Genomic DNA, 13,664 nt, shown 5'->3' on the forward strand with positions numbered 1-13,664 from the left:
CAGCTATCCTCCCCAAATGACAAAGGGCTTCCTCCAACCGCAGCAGCAGCGGAGCCGCGAAACACTGGCGCGGCTGATCACCGCTACGCTCACGACCCTGGAAGAGCATGGCTTGGAGGGGGCGACGATCGCCCGAATCGCAGGCGTGGCGAAAATCGCGCCGGCGAGCGTCTATCGACGGTTTCGTGACAGGGATGCACTCTACCGGGTAGCTCTGCTGCATGTGCTGGAACGGGCGGCAGATCAGGATGTCGTGAACGAGCACTCCGGTGGGCAGACGCTAGAGGCTCATGTTCATCGAATCGTCTCCTTGACGCTGCAGCAGTTCACGTTGCAGCCGGGGCTTATGCGGGCTCTGACGAGATTTGTGGAGTCAGACTCGGACGAAGAGTTTCGGACCAGGGCGTTGCGGAGCATTTCGATCAGCTACGAACGTCTCACGGACGGGCTCCTTGCCTACCGCGAGCGGATAGTGAATCCCGATCCACGCAAAGCAATCACCTTTGCGCTCCTCACGATGGGTACCGTGATCGAAGTCCGTGCGCTGGAGCAGGTCTCCATGTGGAACGAGTTGACGCAGCTCAGTGACGAGGATTTTGTGACAGAGGTCTCGCGGAGCTTTCTTGGATATCTCGGATACTCAGGGTCTGATGTCGTCGAACGTTAGTGCGCTTTATTGGGGTGGTGCGGCGCAGGTGAAGTTGGTGCTGTCTTCGGTGCTTCCTTTGCCTGTGTATTGGGCGAGCTGTGGGTAGGGGCAGAGGGGGCGGGTCATCTGAATCTTTCTGTCCGCGGTGTACTTTGCGGCGATGATGGAGGTGGGGGCTTTGCCGGTCTCTACCCAGTCTTGAAGCTGATCGATTGCACCTGCGCCGGGGGAGGGAAGGCCGATCTGGCCGAAGCCGCTGGGGCCGGGGCCGCCGGCACAGTGGCCCATGCCGGGCACCATGTAGAGCTTCACGGCAGCTTCGGCCTGGGCGGGGCCTACCTTGGCGACGACCTGCTGGTAGTAGGCGATGGTGTTGAGCGGGGAGATGGCCGGGTCGTTCCAGCCGTGGTAGAGGAGGAGCTTGCCGCCGTGGGCGATGAAGGGGGCGAGATCCGGGTTGGTGGCGTTGAGGGGCTCGGCCATCTTTTCGTGGGCGGTGCGGACGGAGGCGTCGACTGCAGCGGCGAGGGGCGACCAGGCGGGGTCGTCGTAGACCATGTAGCGGAAGAAGTTGAGCATGTAACGGCTCTCCGAGGGGCCGCCGCCGGTGATCCAATCGCGCCAGTCGGCTTCACCGCCGGGCATGAGGCCGGGGAAGATGGGGTTGCCGGTGGAGTCGTGGCCGCCGGCGTAGATCTTGCTGAGAGATGCGACCTGGGGGGCGGTGAGGCAGGTGAGCTCGTCGCCTGACTTGCAGAGGAGGGTGGCGGGATCGAAATGGCAGGTGCGCGGGTCGTTGAGGAGTCCGTCCTTGAGTCCGTCCTGTGCGTCGCAGGCGTTGAGTACAGCGGTGTTGATGGCTCGGAGCTTGAAGGAAGAGATGTAGCCTTCGGGGTGGGCGATGACGGTGTGGCTGACGTCGACGCCGGCGGAGAGGAGACCAGTCCAGTTGTTGGCGGGGGCACCGGCGAGGATGCCGTCGTAGTCTTCCGGGAAGCGCTGGGCCTCCATGAGGGCTTCGCGGCCGCCGTCGGAGCAGGCGTCGAAGTAGGCTTTTTTCTGGGGCTCGCCGTAGTAGGCGGCGAGGATGGTCTTGGCGCGCTGAGTGGTCAGGTGCAGGGCACGGTAGCCGAAGTCCTTGATCTTCTCCGGGTGATGATAGGCCCAGCTTGCGTCTTCGGCTTCGGCCTGGTGGCCGGTGTCGGTGCCTGCGGTGGCGTAGCCCTTGCGGAGGTTGCTGGCCATCTGACCGTAGGCGATGGTTCCGGCGAAGCCTCCGTTGCCTACGTCGAGGAGGCGATGATTCCAGGCTGGTTTGCCCTTGGGGGCTTCCTTTTCTGGGAGCCAAACTTCGAAGCGAATTTCGGAGTCAGGTGTGGGGCGGAGGATGCCGGTGACTCGGCAGAAGGCGGGGAGGGATGCGATGGGGTCGCCGTAGGGCGGCTTGAGGGGGCCGGGTGGGACGGCTTCTGCGTGGGTGATGGTGGTGTCGGGCAGGGAGAGGGCGGCGAGGCTGGCGCAGGTTGCTGCGTGGGCGGCGGCGGAGGAGATGAGGAGAGCGAGAGGAATGAGGATGGATCGCATGGGGTCGAGCGAAGTCTATCACCGACAGCGAAAAGGGCATGAAGGGCTACTACTGCACCGAGACTTTTGCGTCTTCTGATGAAGGGTACGCAGCAACCTGCAACTCATCACGCTAGAAGATATTCCTCAAGTGGCGGCACTTATGAACACTCACGGGAATGTCATGCTCACGCAGAATTGCCACAAGCTCCCACATGCGCGTTATATTCTTTTTCGCGCTCGTTCTGAACCAAAAGATCGCGCAGGAAGCCACGAAGTTCTTCGGAGGTGCGGGGAGGTTAGTGTTGTACCAATCAAGGGTTTCTCGAATGTGTTTCCACCCAGTTGCGCTTAGACTCCCTGAGTCAAGAAGCTTATATGCAGCGGTGAATATATCCCCTGCGGCCTCTTTGAGTCTTCGTCCAATTTTTAGTGTCGTAAATCTGAGGTATATTTCGCCTGCTTACAGGAGTGCCGAACCATGGCTGTCGAGGTGGTCTTGCAGGTGGAGCGAGGCCAGAACACCGGCAAAGACGTCGCCGGTGGCGATACCGCTGGCATCGCCTTTCAGGATGGCTTCCCGGAGCGCGTTTAGCTTGGCGTCTTCTTCGAGATTGAATTGCGGCTGGTGCTCGGGATTTGTCATTGCGATATGTTCCTCGGATTGAAATTGGAGTGCCCGGGGCTAAAGCCTCTCCTTCCTTGCCCGTTGACGGTGGGCTGAAGCCCACCTCTAATCCGGACGGCAACAGCAACAGCAAACGCAGATTCCCTTCGGGAATGACAACAAAGGGACCAGGGTTAAGTGTGGAGCTAAAGAAAAACCCCACGATGACTGCGGAGTTTGTCCGGAGATCATCGTGGGCTGCAGTGCTGATGCTTAGGCGCTGACGGGTTCTTTGATCTCGCTGAGGCGCTTGGCGAGGAGCTTTTCGAGGTCTTCGAGGGCCTTGGAGAAGCCTTCGATGCCTTCCTTGAGCTTGTCGTGAGCCATGCGGTCCTCGGCGTGCATCTTCTCGAAGGTCTCCTTGTCCATGGGGATCTTCTGGATGTCCATGGAGGCGGACTTTGAGGCGTCAAGCTTCCTGGTGAGGGTGTCCTGGCTGGCTTCGAGCTCGGCGAGGAGCTTGGGGGCGATGGTGAGGAGGTCGCAGCCGGCGAGCTCGGTGATCTCACCGATGTTGCGGAAGCTCGCGCCCATGACGACGGTCTTGTAACCGAACTTCTTGTAGTAGTTGTAGATGGTGGTGACGGACTGTACGCCGGGGTCTTCTGAGCCGGTGTAGTCCTTGCCGGTGTCCTTCTTGTACCAGTCAAGAATGCGACCGACGAAGGGCGAGATGAGGGTGACCTTGGCTTCCGCGCAGGCGATGGCCTGGTGGAGACCGAAGAGGAGAGTCAGGTTGCAGTGGATGCCCTCGGTCTCGAGCTGCTCGGCTGCCTTGATTCCTTCCCAGGTGCTGGCGATCTTGATGAGGACGCGCTCACGGCCGATGCCGGCTGCATCGTACTGGGCGATGATGTCGTGGGCCTGCTCGATGGTCTTCTCCTTGTCGAAGGAGAGGCGTGCGTCGACTTCCGTGGAGACACGGCCGGGGACGATATCGAGGATCTTGCGGCCGAAGGCTACGGCGAGGGTCTTGAAGGCGTGGGCTGCGACTTCCTTGTCGTCCGCGTTGGAGCCGAGCTCCTTCTGGGCGGTCTTGAGGACGTCGTCGACGATGGACTGGTACTCGGGGAGCGCGGCGGCGGCTGCGATCAGGGATGGGTTCGTGGTCGAGTCGGTGGGCTTGAACTGCTTGATGGAGTTGATGTCGCCGCTGTCAGCGACTACGGTGGTCATCGTTTTCAGTTGTTCGAGTAGGCTCGGCACGTTTTAGCTCCTGTTGTTGCGCTGCGGTGATTTTATCTCTTCTACGTTAAGGATTGGATGCGGCAATGGATTGGATGGCGTCATGGTGGCGTTTATCGGGCGGGGAGAGTGTCCTTGATGGTGGCGGATGGTGAGCTTTCGTTTCCGGTTTCATCGATGGACGTGACGCGGTAGAGGTACGGGTGGCCGGGCTCAACGGCCAGATCGCGGTAGGACGGGCCGGGGAGCGGGGTGGCGTTGAGCTTGCGGAAGGGGCCGGCGGGGGTTTCGGCGCGATAGAGGTTGTAGCCGAGGAGGTCGTGCTCGGTGTTGGGTTCCCAGGAGAGATCGATGGAGGGTGGTGAGTTGAAGCCGCCGCCGGCGACGGAGGCGAGGCCTGTGGGGGCGTGGGGTGGGAAGGTGTCGCGATTGGTGAGGGTGACGGGGGCAGATGGCTCGCCGAAGAGGTCCAGGGTGTGGCGGCCAAGGGTGACGGTGCGGATGCGTTGGGCGGTGTAGGTGTAGGTGTCGAGGGGCTTGACGGTGGGGTCGAGGAGGCCGCCGGGGTCAGTGGGGGAGTCCGGAGAGCGGAGGGTTGCCTGATTGGGCGGGGTGGATGGGGCGGGTCCGCCGCCGAGGGGGGAGCGGGTTTTGGGCTTTTTGGTGGCTGGGGGGGTGATGGGGCCTTTGACGTCGGCGATGAGGGTGCGGTGGAGCTGCATGGACGTGGTGGTGGGGAGCGGGGTCCACTCGATGACGGCGCCGTCCCTGCCGGGGCGGACGTGGATGGAGCCGGTGGGGGGTGGGGCGGAGCCGGAGGCGGCGTAGACCTGCGGGGGTGGCGGGGCGAATCGGCCCTGGGGATTCTGGAGCTGGATGCGATAGATCAGGAGCTGCGGCGGGTCTACGAGGAGAGCCGGGGGGAGGGTCTGGACGTGGCGGTACTCGCCGGGGGCTACGGGGAGTCGCTCAACCGGGGTGCAGGGAGCGGGGGTGCTGGCGGGGCGCGGGATGGCCGGGCCGGGGCGGGGATGGGCCACGACCTCTCGGCAGATGACGGCGGTGATGGGCTTGCGGATAGTCTGCTTGTCGGTGGTCGTGGTGGGGGTGTTCCAGGTGAGGATGACGTGGTCTCCGGAGCGCTGGGCGGCGAGGCCGGTGGCGGGCGCGGGGAGTTGCAGCGATGGGGGCTGCGGGGGGCCGGGGCTGGCGCAGCCGAGGGTGAGCAGGGCAAGCGCGTTGGCGGCGAGGAGAATCGGGAGTTTGGAGTGCGAACGGGACATCCAGTTCAGGCTAGCATTCGTAGGATTTAGAGGTGAGGCTGAATTCTCAACGGCGTCCCGATTTGGAGAAAAGACTTGGGTCCTCGTAGAAAGCGGGCATCTTTTCATGACGCTTCAACATCTGTTGAGCAGGTGAAAAATATGTCTCTCAAGACTGAATTTCCTGTTCCTGAATCTTTGGCTCCCATCAACCCGCTTCCTGAACCGCAGGCGGATAACTCTGCTATCCAGGTGGATGGCGAGGCTGCGGAGTCGTTTATCGCGGAGAAGCGCATCGGTGAGCGGATCAAGTATCTGCGGTTGAAGAAGTCGATGGGGCTGGTGGAGCTGGGACGGCATACGGGTCTTTCAGCTAGCTTTCTTTCGCAGTTGGAGACGGGTCGGGTGGTGCCTACGCTCAGAAATCTGGCGCGCATCGCGATGGTGTTCTCCAAGGACCTGAACTTCTTCTTTGAGCCGGAGCCGCAGACGCTGTTCCGGGTGCATCGTGCGAAGGACCGTGTGCGGCTGCCGCAGACGGGGGTAACCGACCCGGCGTACTTCTTCGAGAGCCTGGGGTACATGGTGCCTGACCGGCAGCTCGACCCGTACTTTGCGGAGTTTCTGGCGGGGAAGAACGATCGTGAGCCGCGGGCGCATCAGCATGTCGGTTGCGAGTTCCTTTACCTGCTGACGGGGCAGTTGGATGTGCAGCATGGCGAGGTCACGCATCATGTTGAGGCGGGCGATGCGATCTACTTCGATGCGACGACGATCCATAGTTACAAGTGCACCGGAGACGCTTCTGCGACGGCCTTGATTGTGACGCTGCAGCAGCCGGTTGGCGGACAGCAACAGGGACGGCCGAATGGGTTTGTCTCGGCGCGGACTCGTGCGGCGGCTGCAGCTTCAGTGAACGGGCCGAGGATCACGGATGTGATGGGATCGCGCAAGGTGGCTCAGTAGGACAACTTTTCAGTAAGGTAATGCAAAACACCCGCTCAAGTTTTGAGCGGGTGTTTTGCGTTTGGGCAAAGGAAACGCGGGAGGTGGAATGCACATCCATGGTGGTGTCTCGGGATGGGCGATGTTTCCCGAACCTAAGGAGAGAGTCATGGCTGAGGATGTGCAGGCCCCGGTGAACAGCGCGCGGACGAGCTTTACGCCGTTGCCGGATGCGAAGCAGGTGGGCGACTTGTATGTCGCGCTGCCCAAGGGAAACAAGGATGGCGTGGAGTGGGCGCATGCCCGTCAGACGATCCTGGTGGAGCCGCAGGCGCTGTATGAACTCTGGAAGGATGAGACGTCCTACCCGCTCTGGATGGAGCATGTGGTGTCAGTCACTCCGGGTGAGGGAAAGACGAGCCATTGGGTGATAGGCGATCCGGAGGATGCGGATGGGAAGCGCATTCAGTTCGACAGTGAACTTACGGAGGATGTTCCGGGACAGAAGATTGCCTGGAAGTCGACTGGCGGGGAGGTGGAGCAGAGTGGGTCGGTTGAGTTCAAGGCTCGCAAGGATGGGCGTGGGACAGTGGTTACGCTGATTCAGGGGGTGAAGGTGGGTGCGCTGGCGAGCTTTGCGGCGAGTGTGGCGAAGCGTGGGCCGAAGCAGACGGTGATCGAGGATCTGCGGCACTTCAAGCAGATGGCGGAGGCGGGCGAGATTCCCTCGGTGAAGGGGCAGGCGCATGGGCCTCGGGGAATGTCTGGCGGGATCAAGGAGTGGATGTATGGAGAGACGAACCCTACGCCGCCTGGGACGAGTGAAGGGCCTTTGACGGCGAAGGAGTAGTCGTCAGTTCTCTGTGATCAGTTGTCAGGCGATGCGAGTGCGTTCTAAACGGGATTGGAGAGTTGAGATGAAGGCAGTTTGCTGGATGGGGAAACAGAAGATCGAGATACAGACGGTGAAAGATCCTGAGATTATCAATCCGCAGGATGCGGTGATTCGGATTACACGGACGGCGATTTGCGGGAGCGACCTACACCTCTATGACGGGTACATTCCTACGATGGAGTCGGGCGACATCCTGGGGCATGAGTTCATGGGGATCGTGGAAGAGGTGGGGAGCGAGGTCAAGAAGCTGAAGCGTGGGGACCGCGTGGTGGTGCCGTTTACGATCGCTTGCGGTAGCTGTTTGTTTTGCAAGAAGGACAACTGGTCTCTTTGTGATAACTCGAATCCGAACGCGCATATTGCGGAGGAGATGTACGGGTACTCGGGGTCGGCGTTGTTTGGGTACTCGCATATATACGGCGGGTATGCAGGTGGGCAGGCACAGTATGCGCGAGTGCCGTTTGCGGATGTGGGGCCGATCAAGATCGAGAACGACCTTCCGGATGAGAAGGTGTTATTTCTGTCTGACATTTATCCGACCGGATACCAAGGGGCGGTGAACGCCAACATCGAGCCGGGCGATACGGTTGCGGTGTGGGGCTGCGGGCCGGTAGGGCTGTTTGCGATCGCTTCCGCTTACATGCTGGGGGCGGGAAAGGTGATTGCGATCGACCGTTATCCCGAGCGGCTGAAGCTGGCGAGGGAGTACTGCGGGGCGACCACGATCGACTACACGCAGGACGACGTGATCGTGGTGGAGGCGTTGCGCGATCTGACCGGCGGCATCGGCCCGGATAGCTGCATTGACGCGGTGGGGATGGAGGCGCATTCCAATACTTTCGTTGGCAAGTACGACTCGGTGAAGCAGGCAGTGGGGCTGGAGACGGACCGTCCGTTTGTGCTGCGGCAGGCGATTCAGGCGGTGCGTAAGGGCGGTACGCTTTCCATCCCGGGCGTGTATGGCGGTGTGTTGGATAAGGTGAACTTCGGCGCGGCGTTTGGCAAGGGCGTGAAGATGGGTATGGGACAGACGGACATGCACAAGTACCTGGCTCCGCTGCTGAAGTTCGTGGAGGATGGGAAGATCGATCCTTCATTTTTGATCTCGCACCGGATTGGCATTGAGCAGGTTCCGGATGCGTTCAAGATGTGGCGGGATAAGGAAGATGCTGTCACGAAGATTGTGATTGATCCCTGGCAGGACGTGATCGCTTAGTCGCGGCAGGAAAAACAGGGGCGGTGCCGGATTCCGGTGTCGCCCCTTTTACTTTGTGCTGGCGATACACTGCTGGGATGAGCGATGACTTGCTGAATCCGGCGGGGATACGGGTGGCTGGGATCAAGATGATTCCGGTGCGGGGTGGGAAGTACAAGGTGTGGACCAAGCGCATGGGGAGCGGGCCTTTGAAGGTGCTGCTGCTGCATGGCGGGCCGGGGTTCACGCATCAGTACCTGGAGGCGATGGAGTCGTTTCTGCCTGAGGCCGGGATCGAGATGTATTACTACGATCAGCTGGGGTGCGGCAACTCGGACAAGCCGGATGATGTGTCGTTATGGACGCGGGATCAGTATCGCGAAGAGGTGGAAGAGGTGCGGGTGGGGTTGGGGTTGGACTACTTTGTGCTTTATGGGCAGAGCTGGGGTGGGATGCTTTCGATTGAGTATGCGCTGAAATATCAGCATCATCTGCGGGGGATGGTGATCTCCAATATGACGGCGGGGATACAGGCTTACCTGGGGCGGCTGGATTATTTGAAGGGCTTGCTTTCGGCGGAGTCGAGGGTGGAGTTGGAGAGGCTGGAGGCGGTGGAGGACTACGACTCGGCTGAGTACCAGCGGATCATGATGGAGGAGCTTTACCCGCAGACGATCTGCCGGACCAAGCCTTGGCCGGAGCCTGTGACGAGGGCGTTTCGGGATGCGAACCTGGCGATCTATAACGAGATGCAGGGCAAGAGCGAGTTTGTGGTGACGGGGAACTTCAAGGATTGGGAGAGCTGGGATCGGCTGCACGAGATTGGGGTGCGGACGCTGACGATTGGCGCGGCGCATGACACGATGGACCCGGCGGATCTGAAGAAGATGGCGGAGTTGATGCCGAAGGGAGAGCATCTGCATTGCCCGAATGGAAGCCATCTGGCGATGTGGGATGACCAGGCGGTTTACTTTGAGGGGCTGCTGAAGTTTCTGCGGTCGCTTTAGTGCCTGTCGGCTAGTGTTTTTCGTATGCGTCTGAGTCGACCTGGGTGGAGGTGTAGGCGGTGGGGCGCTTCCAGAGATGGCGGAAGAGGGCGTCGGCTTCTTTGGATTCGGGGTCTCGATCCGTGTAGACGCGGTGGCCCTGGCCTAAGGCTTCTGCGGCTTGCGTGAGGAGATGTAGGCGCGCAGGGATCCTCACGGCCGCGGGGCCGAAGTAGCGGAAGTCATGGCTGAGGAGGATGCGGCCATTGCGGTAGAACGGGTAGGTGCCGAGGTCTTTGAGGAGATGCTCCGGCGCGGCGTGGAGACGGCTGCGGGCGTTGTGGCTGGCGGTGCCGTTGTGCTGGTGGAACTGGTAGATGCAGTCGGGGCGATGGGTGTGGTCGGGGGTGAAGTAGTCGCGGGCGTCGAGGCCCTCGCGCACGATGGCGGCGTAGATGACTGCGCCGAGGGGGTAGCCGTCGGAGTGGGCGAGGGAGTGGCTGGTGATGCCGAGGATGCGGTCGCCGGGCTGGGCAGTGCGGCGGATAGCTGGCTTGCAGATGGCGAGGGTGAGAAGAGGGTCTTCGCCGGGTGCGGGTTGGATGGCGCAGGGTGCGCCGCCGCGGTCTGAGGTGAGCTTGTAGAGGTAGGTGCGGGGCATGTTGCTGGCTTAGACGCTGGCTGCTGGTCGGAGGCTTGCTGCTTCTGGGGGTAGGATCGCAAACCCATTGTCCAGGCGCGGGCCGAAGTGCGATTTGTTGGCGACTCATACGCCGGTGAACGGCGACCCGAGCTCGCACACTTCGGCAGAGAAAAGGCCGCCCTTGGGGGCGGCCTTTCATAGGAATTTAACTACAGATTTATTTCTGGGCGGTTTCGAAGCGCTTATTGATCTCTTCCCAGTTGACGGTGCTCCACCAGGCTGCGAGATAGTCGGGGCGCTTGTTCTGGTACTTGAGGTAATAGGCATGCTCCCAGACGTCGTTGCCGAGGATGGGGTAGAGGCCCTGGGAGAGGGGCGAGTCCTGGTTGGCGGTGGTGAGGATCTCGAGCTTGCCGCCCTTGAATACGAGCCAGCCCCAGCCTGCGCCGAACTGCTTGGCGGTGGTCTCGTTGAACTTCTTCTTGAAGTCTTCAAAGGAGCCGAAGTCGGTGGTGATCTGGAGGCCGATGTTGCCGGTGGGCTCGCCGCCGCCCTGGGGCTTCATGATCTGCCAGAACATGGTGTGGTTGACGTGGCCGCCGCCGTTGTTCTGGACGACCTTGCGGACGTCTTCGGGGATACTGGCGAGGTCTTTCACGAGCTCTTCGGGGGTCTTCTTGCCGAGGTCGGGATACTTCTCGACCGCTCCGTTGAGGTTGGTGACGTAGGTCTGGTGGTGCTTGTCATGGTGCAGCTTCATGGTCGCTTCGTCGATGAAGGGCTCGAGCGCGTCGTAGGCGTAGGGCAACGGGGGAAGTTCAAAGGCCACGGTGGATCTCCTTGTTGGGTGTTGCGCGAGGTTTGCGGCTGTTTGCCGCGTACAGGTGGTTCGATGCGGGTGGGGGTGGAAGCGATGTTAAGAGTTTGTGTCTTGTGACTAGGGTACAGGGTGGAGTTGTGGGTTGGGACAGGAGAACAAATACGGAGGTTCTGAGCTTCGCTCAGAATGACGGCCAAAACAACAGCAACAGCAACGGCAACTACGGGGGTTCTTCGCTGCGCTCAGAATGACGACCTCTTTTGCGAGGGTTGCGAGACTTTCATGTGGGCGGGGGCGGCGTTTGGGCGGGTTTTGGTTTCTAATCGGGGGAATGAACGAGAAAGCTTCGGATTATCGCTGGCTGGATGATGACGGGGCGGCCTTTGGGTCGCCGGGTGTGGAACCGCGCTGGACTTCGAGCAAGAAGGACGCGGTGTCGACGGCTTACTCGGCATCAAGCCGGGTGTGGTTTACGGTGTCGCACGGGACGTTGAACGAGGTGTACTACCCGACGATCGATCGTCCACAGATGCGCGATATGGAGCTTCTGTTTACGGACGAGGAGACGTTTTTCCACGAGGAGAAACGGGATTTCGAGTACGACTTCCACTACGTGGACCCGGGTGCTCCGGCGGTGAGGGTGGTGGCTTCTGACCTGGATGGGCGGTATACGGTCACGAAGGAGTTTATTGCCGATCCGCATCATCCGGTGGTGCTGATGAATGTGAAGATCGCCGGGGATGAGGCGGTGGTCTCCCGGCTGAAGTGCTATGTGCTGCTGGCTCCGCACCTGGATGGGGGTGGCGCGGGGAACTCGGCACGATCGCTTTCCGTGGCTGGGCGTCGGACGCTGCTGGCGTGGAAGGGCGAGCACAACTCGCTGGCGGTGGGGGCGGACTGCGGGTTTACGCGGAGCTCGTGCGGGTATGTGGGGACGAGCGATGGGTACCAGGACCTGTCCACGCATATGAAGATGCAGTGGCAGTTTGGGCAGGCGCTGAATGGGAATGTGGCGGTGACGGGCGAGATCGACGTGGCGCGGAACCGGGAGTTCACGATTGCGATTGCGTTCGGCGATGGGCACCATGCGGCGCTGTCCGGGATGATGCAGACGCTCTCCACGCCTTATGCCGAACATGCGAAACGGTTTATCGACCAGTGGCATCGGGCTGAGTCGCCGGCGGCGCTGGCCAAGGCTTCCACCGACGGCGGGCGGCTGATGCGGGTGAGCCATAACGTCATCCTGACGCATGAGGATAAGACGTACTCGGGCGCGTTTATTGCTTCGGCTTCGATTCCGTGGGGGGCCTCGAAGGGGGATGACGATCTGGGTGGGTATCACCTGGTTTGGACTCGGGATATGGTGCAGTCGGCGACGGCTTTGCTGGCTTGCGGGAGAACGGAGACCGCTCGACGGGCACTGGTTTACCTGGCTTGTACGCAGCGGCCGGATGGCGGGTTTGCGCAGAACTTCTGGATCGATGGGTCGGCTTACTGGACCGGGATTCAGTTGGATGAGGTGGCGTTTCCGATCATCCTGGCGTGGCGGCTCTGGAAGGTGGATGGGCTGGGGGTGTTCGACGTCTTCCCGTTTGTGGAGAAGGCGGCGGCGTTCCTGGTGCGGTATGCGCCGGTGACCCAGCAGGAGCGTTGGGAGGAGAATGCGGGGTACTCGCCTTCTACGCTGGCGGCGGTTATCTCAGGGCTGGTTTGTGCGGCGGATATCGCACGGGCTTATCAGGCTTCTGAGTTGGCTGGGTTTCTGGAGACCTATGCGGACTGGATTGAATCGCATCTGGACGAGTGGACGACGACCGAAGACGGGATGCTGCTGGATGGAGTGAAGCGGCACTATATGCGGATTCGTCCGCCGGCTGAGGGCGAGCCGTTCCATAATCCGGGGGTGAAGCCTGGGTTTATCCGGCTGGCGAACCGTGGGCCGGAGGAGGAGTCGGAGTTCGACGCGCGGGAGGTTGTGGACGGCGGATTCCTGGAGCTGGTGCGGTACGGGATTCGGCGAGCTGACGATCCGCTGATGGTGGAGTCGCTGAAGGTTGTTGACGCTTGTTTGAAGTATGAGACGCCCTACGGGCCTTGCTGGCGGAGGTACAACCACGACGGCTATGGGCAGAAGAAGGATGGCGGCCCTTACGACGGGTTTGGGCAGGGCAGGGCGTGGCCTCTGCTGGGCGGCGAACGGGCGCACTATGAGCTCGCTGCGGGCCATGATGTGAAGCCGTTTATTACGGCGTATGAGAAGTTTTCTTCGATCGGCGGGATGCTGCCGGAGCAGGTCTGGGATCACGACGATATGCCGGAGGAAGGGCTGTACCTGGGGCGGTCGGCGGGGTCTGCGCAGCCTCTGGTGTGGGCCCATGCGGAGTATGTGAAGCTGCTGCGGTCGGTTTCGGATGGGAAGGTGTTCGATACGATTTCCGTGGTGGCGGAGCGGTATGCGGTCGAGCCAGGGACGCGGACGTTCCAGAACACGGTGGAGATCTTCCAGACGGCGCGGCCTTTTGCGACGATTCCGACAGGGTTTACGCTGCGGGTTGTGGATCGGGCACGGTTCCGGATGAGCTATACGCTGGACGGCTGGGCTACGACGACGACGGTGGACTCGCGGGTAGTTGGATATCCGGGATCGTTTGCGGATGTGGTGATGCCGGGCGAGCCGGGGGAGCTGGAGTTTACGTTGTTCTGGCCGACGACGGCGGACGCCCCGGAGCACTGGCTGGGGCATAACTATAAGGTGGCGGTGACGTCGCAGGGGCCGGAGACGATGCCTGCGGGGGCTAAGCCGCAGTCGTAGCGTTTGCCGGGAAAGCGGATTGTTTGGAGCAGGAAAGCGGAG

General features: G+C 61.3%; 12 protein-coding genes. 6 read left to right on the top strand and 6 right to left on the bottom strand.

Features of this window, described 5'->3' with window-relative positions; translation table 11 throughout:
* Window positions 1-16: 16 nt before the first annotated feature.
* A complete protein-coding gene (locus ACIX9_RS02095) occupies window positions 17-667 on the top strand; it encodes a TetR/AcrR family transcriptional regulator (RefSeq protein WP_013578819.1) in 651 nt (216 codons plus the stop codon).
* Between the two features lie 6 nt (window positions 668-673).
* On the opposite strand, the gene ACIX9_RS02100 is transcribed toward ACIX9_RS02095, so the two are convergent.
* The 4 genes from ACIX9_RS02100 to ACIX9_RS02115 all read right to left on the bottom strand — a co-directional run bounded on the left by ACIX9_RS02100 (window position 674) and on the right by ACIX9_RS02115 (window position 5,347).
* Complete coding sequence (locus tag ACIX9_RS02100; protein ID WP_013578820.1) at window positions 674-2,233, bottom strand: tannase/feruloyl esterase family alpha/beta hydrolase; 1,560 nt, start codon at window positions 2,231-2,233, stop codon at window positions 674-676.
* 442 nt (window positions 2,234-2,675) lie between these two features.
* Window positions 2,676-2,858: a hypothetical protein gene (locus ACIX9_RS02105; RefSeq protein ID WP_013578821.1), complete on the bottom strand. Its 183-nt coding sequence runs from the start codon at window positions 2,856-2,858 to the stop codon at window positions 2,676-2,678.
* Between the two features lie 234 nt (window positions 2,859-3,092).
* On the bottom strand, window positions 3,093-4,085 hold the full coding sequence (locus ACIX9_RS02110; protein ID WP_013578822.1) for a transaldolase: 993 nt from the start codon (window positions 4,083-4,085) through the stop codon (window positions 3,093-3,095).
* 92 nt (window positions 4,086-4,177) lie between these two features.
* Window positions 4,178-5,347 carry a fibronectin type III domain-containing protein gene (locus tag ACIX9_RS02115; RefSeq protein ID WP_013578823.1) on the bottom strand — a complete coding sequence of 390 codons (1,170 nt, stop codon included), beginning with the start codon at window positions 5,345-5,347 and terminating at the stop codon, window positions 4,178-4,180.
* 141 nt (window positions 5,348-5,488) lie between these two features.
* Here ACIX9_RS02115 and ACIX9_RS02120 point away from each other — a divergent pair, with 141 nt between their 5' ends.
* From ACIX9_RS02120 to ACIX9_RS02135, 4 genes are all read left to right on the top strand, one after another.
* On the top strand, window positions 5,489-6,292 hold the full coding sequence (locus tag ACIX9_RS02120; protein ID WP_013578824.1) for a helix-turn-helix domain-containing protein: 804 nt from the start codon (window positions 5,489-5,491) through the stop codon (window positions 6,290-6,292).
* 148 nt (window positions 6,293-6,440) lie between these two features.
* A complete protein-coding gene (locus tag ACIX9_RS23385; protein ID WP_157477225.1) occupies window positions 6,441-7,121 on the top strand; it encodes an SRPBCC family protein in 681 nt (226 codons plus the stop codon).
* A gap of 67 nt (window positions 7,122-7,188) precedes the next feature.
* Entirely contained in the window at window positions 7,189-8,382 is a 1,194-nt protein-coding gene (locus ACIX9_RS02130; protein ID WP_013578826.1) for a zinc-dependent alcohol dehydrogenase, read from the top strand.
* 77 nt (window positions 8,383-8,459) lie between these two features.
* Window positions 8,460-9,368, top strand: a complete 909-nt coding sequence (locus tag ACIX9_RS02135) for a proline iminopeptidase-family hydrolase (protein ID WP_013578827.1) — start codon at window positions 8,460-8,462, stop codon at window positions 9,366-9,368.
* A 10-nt stretch (window positions 9,369-9,378) separates the two neighbouring features.
* Here ACIX9_RS02135 and ACIX9_RS02140 read toward each other — a convergent pair whose 3' ends face one another.
* Both ACIX9_RS02140 and ACIX9_RS02145 read right to left on the bottom strand, forming a co-directional pair.
* Window positions 9,379-10,008 carry an Nmad2 family putative nucleotide modification protein gene (locus ACIX9_RS02140; RefSeq protein ID WP_013578828.1) on the bottom strand — a complete coding sequence of 210 codons (630 nt, stop codon included), beginning with the start codon at window positions 10,006-10,008 and terminating at the stop codon, window positions 9,379-9,381.
* A gap of 199 nt (window positions 10,009-10,207) precedes the next feature.
* Entirely contained in the window at window positions 10,208-10,819 is a 612-nt protein-coding gene (locus ACIX9_RS02145) for a superoxide dismutase (RefSeq protein ID WP_013578829.1), read from the bottom strand.
* 322 nt (window positions 10,820-11,141) lie between these two features.
* On the opposite strand from ACIX9_RS02145, the gene ACIX9_RS02150 reads away from it, so the two are divergent.
* Complete coding sequence (locus tag ACIX9_RS02150; RefSeq protein WP_013578830.1) at window positions 11,142-13,622, top strand: glycoside hydrolase family 15 protein; 2,481 nt, start codon at window positions 11,142-11,144, stop codon at window positions 13,620-13,622.
* The last annotated feature ends 42 nt before the right edge of the window (window positions 13,623-13,664 follow it).

Source organism: Granulicella tundricola MP5ACTX9 (assembly GCF_000178975.2).
GTDB classification, from domain to species: domain Bacteria; phylum Acidobacteriota; class Terriglobia; order Terriglobales; family Acidobacteriaceae; genus Edaphobacter; species Edaphobacter tundricola.

Bases quoted from the DNA above. Each gene is read 5' to 3' on its own strand.
- ACIX9_RS02095 (WP_013578819.1), top strand. From the start codon at position 17: ATGACAAAGGGCTTCCTCCAACCGCAGCAGCAGCGGAGCCGCGAAACA.
- ACIX9_RS02100 (WP_013578820.1), bottom strand. From the start codon at position 2,233: ATGCGATCCATCCTCATTCCTCTCGCTCTCCTCATCTCCTCCGCCGCC.
- ACIX9_RS02105 (WP_013578821.1), bottom strand. From the start codon at position 2,858: ATGACAAATCCCGAGCACCAGCCGCAATTCAATCTCGAAGAAGACGCC.
- ACIX9_RS02115 (WP_013578823.1), bottom strand. From the start codon at position 5,347: ATGTCCCGTTCGCACTCCAAACTCCCGATTCTCCTCGCCGCCAACGCG.
- ACIX9_RS02120 (WP_013578824.1), top strand. From the start codon at position 5,489: ATGTCTCTCAAGACTGAATTTCCTGTTCCTGAATCTTTGGCTCCCATC.
- ACIX9_RS23385 (WP_157477225.1), top strand. From the start codon at position 6,441: ATGGCTGAGGATGTGCAGGCCCCGGTGAACAGCGCGCGGACGAGCTTT.
- ACIX9_RS02130 (WP_013578826.1), top strand. From the start codon at position 7,189: ATGAAGGCAGTTTGCTGGATGGGGAAACAGAAGATCGAGATACAGACG.
- ACIX9_RS02135 (WP_013578827.1), top strand. From the start codon at position 8,460: ATGAGCGATGACTTGCTGAATCCGGCGGGGATACGGGTGGCTGGGATC.
- ACIX9_RS02140 (WP_013578828.1), bottom strand. From the start codon at position 10,008: ATGCCCCGCACCTACCTCTACAAGCTCACCTCAGACCGCGGCGGCGCA.
- ACIX9_RS02150 (WP_013578830.1), top strand. From the start codon at position 11,142: ATGAACGAGAAAGCTTCGGATTATCGCTGGCTGGATGATGACGGGGCG.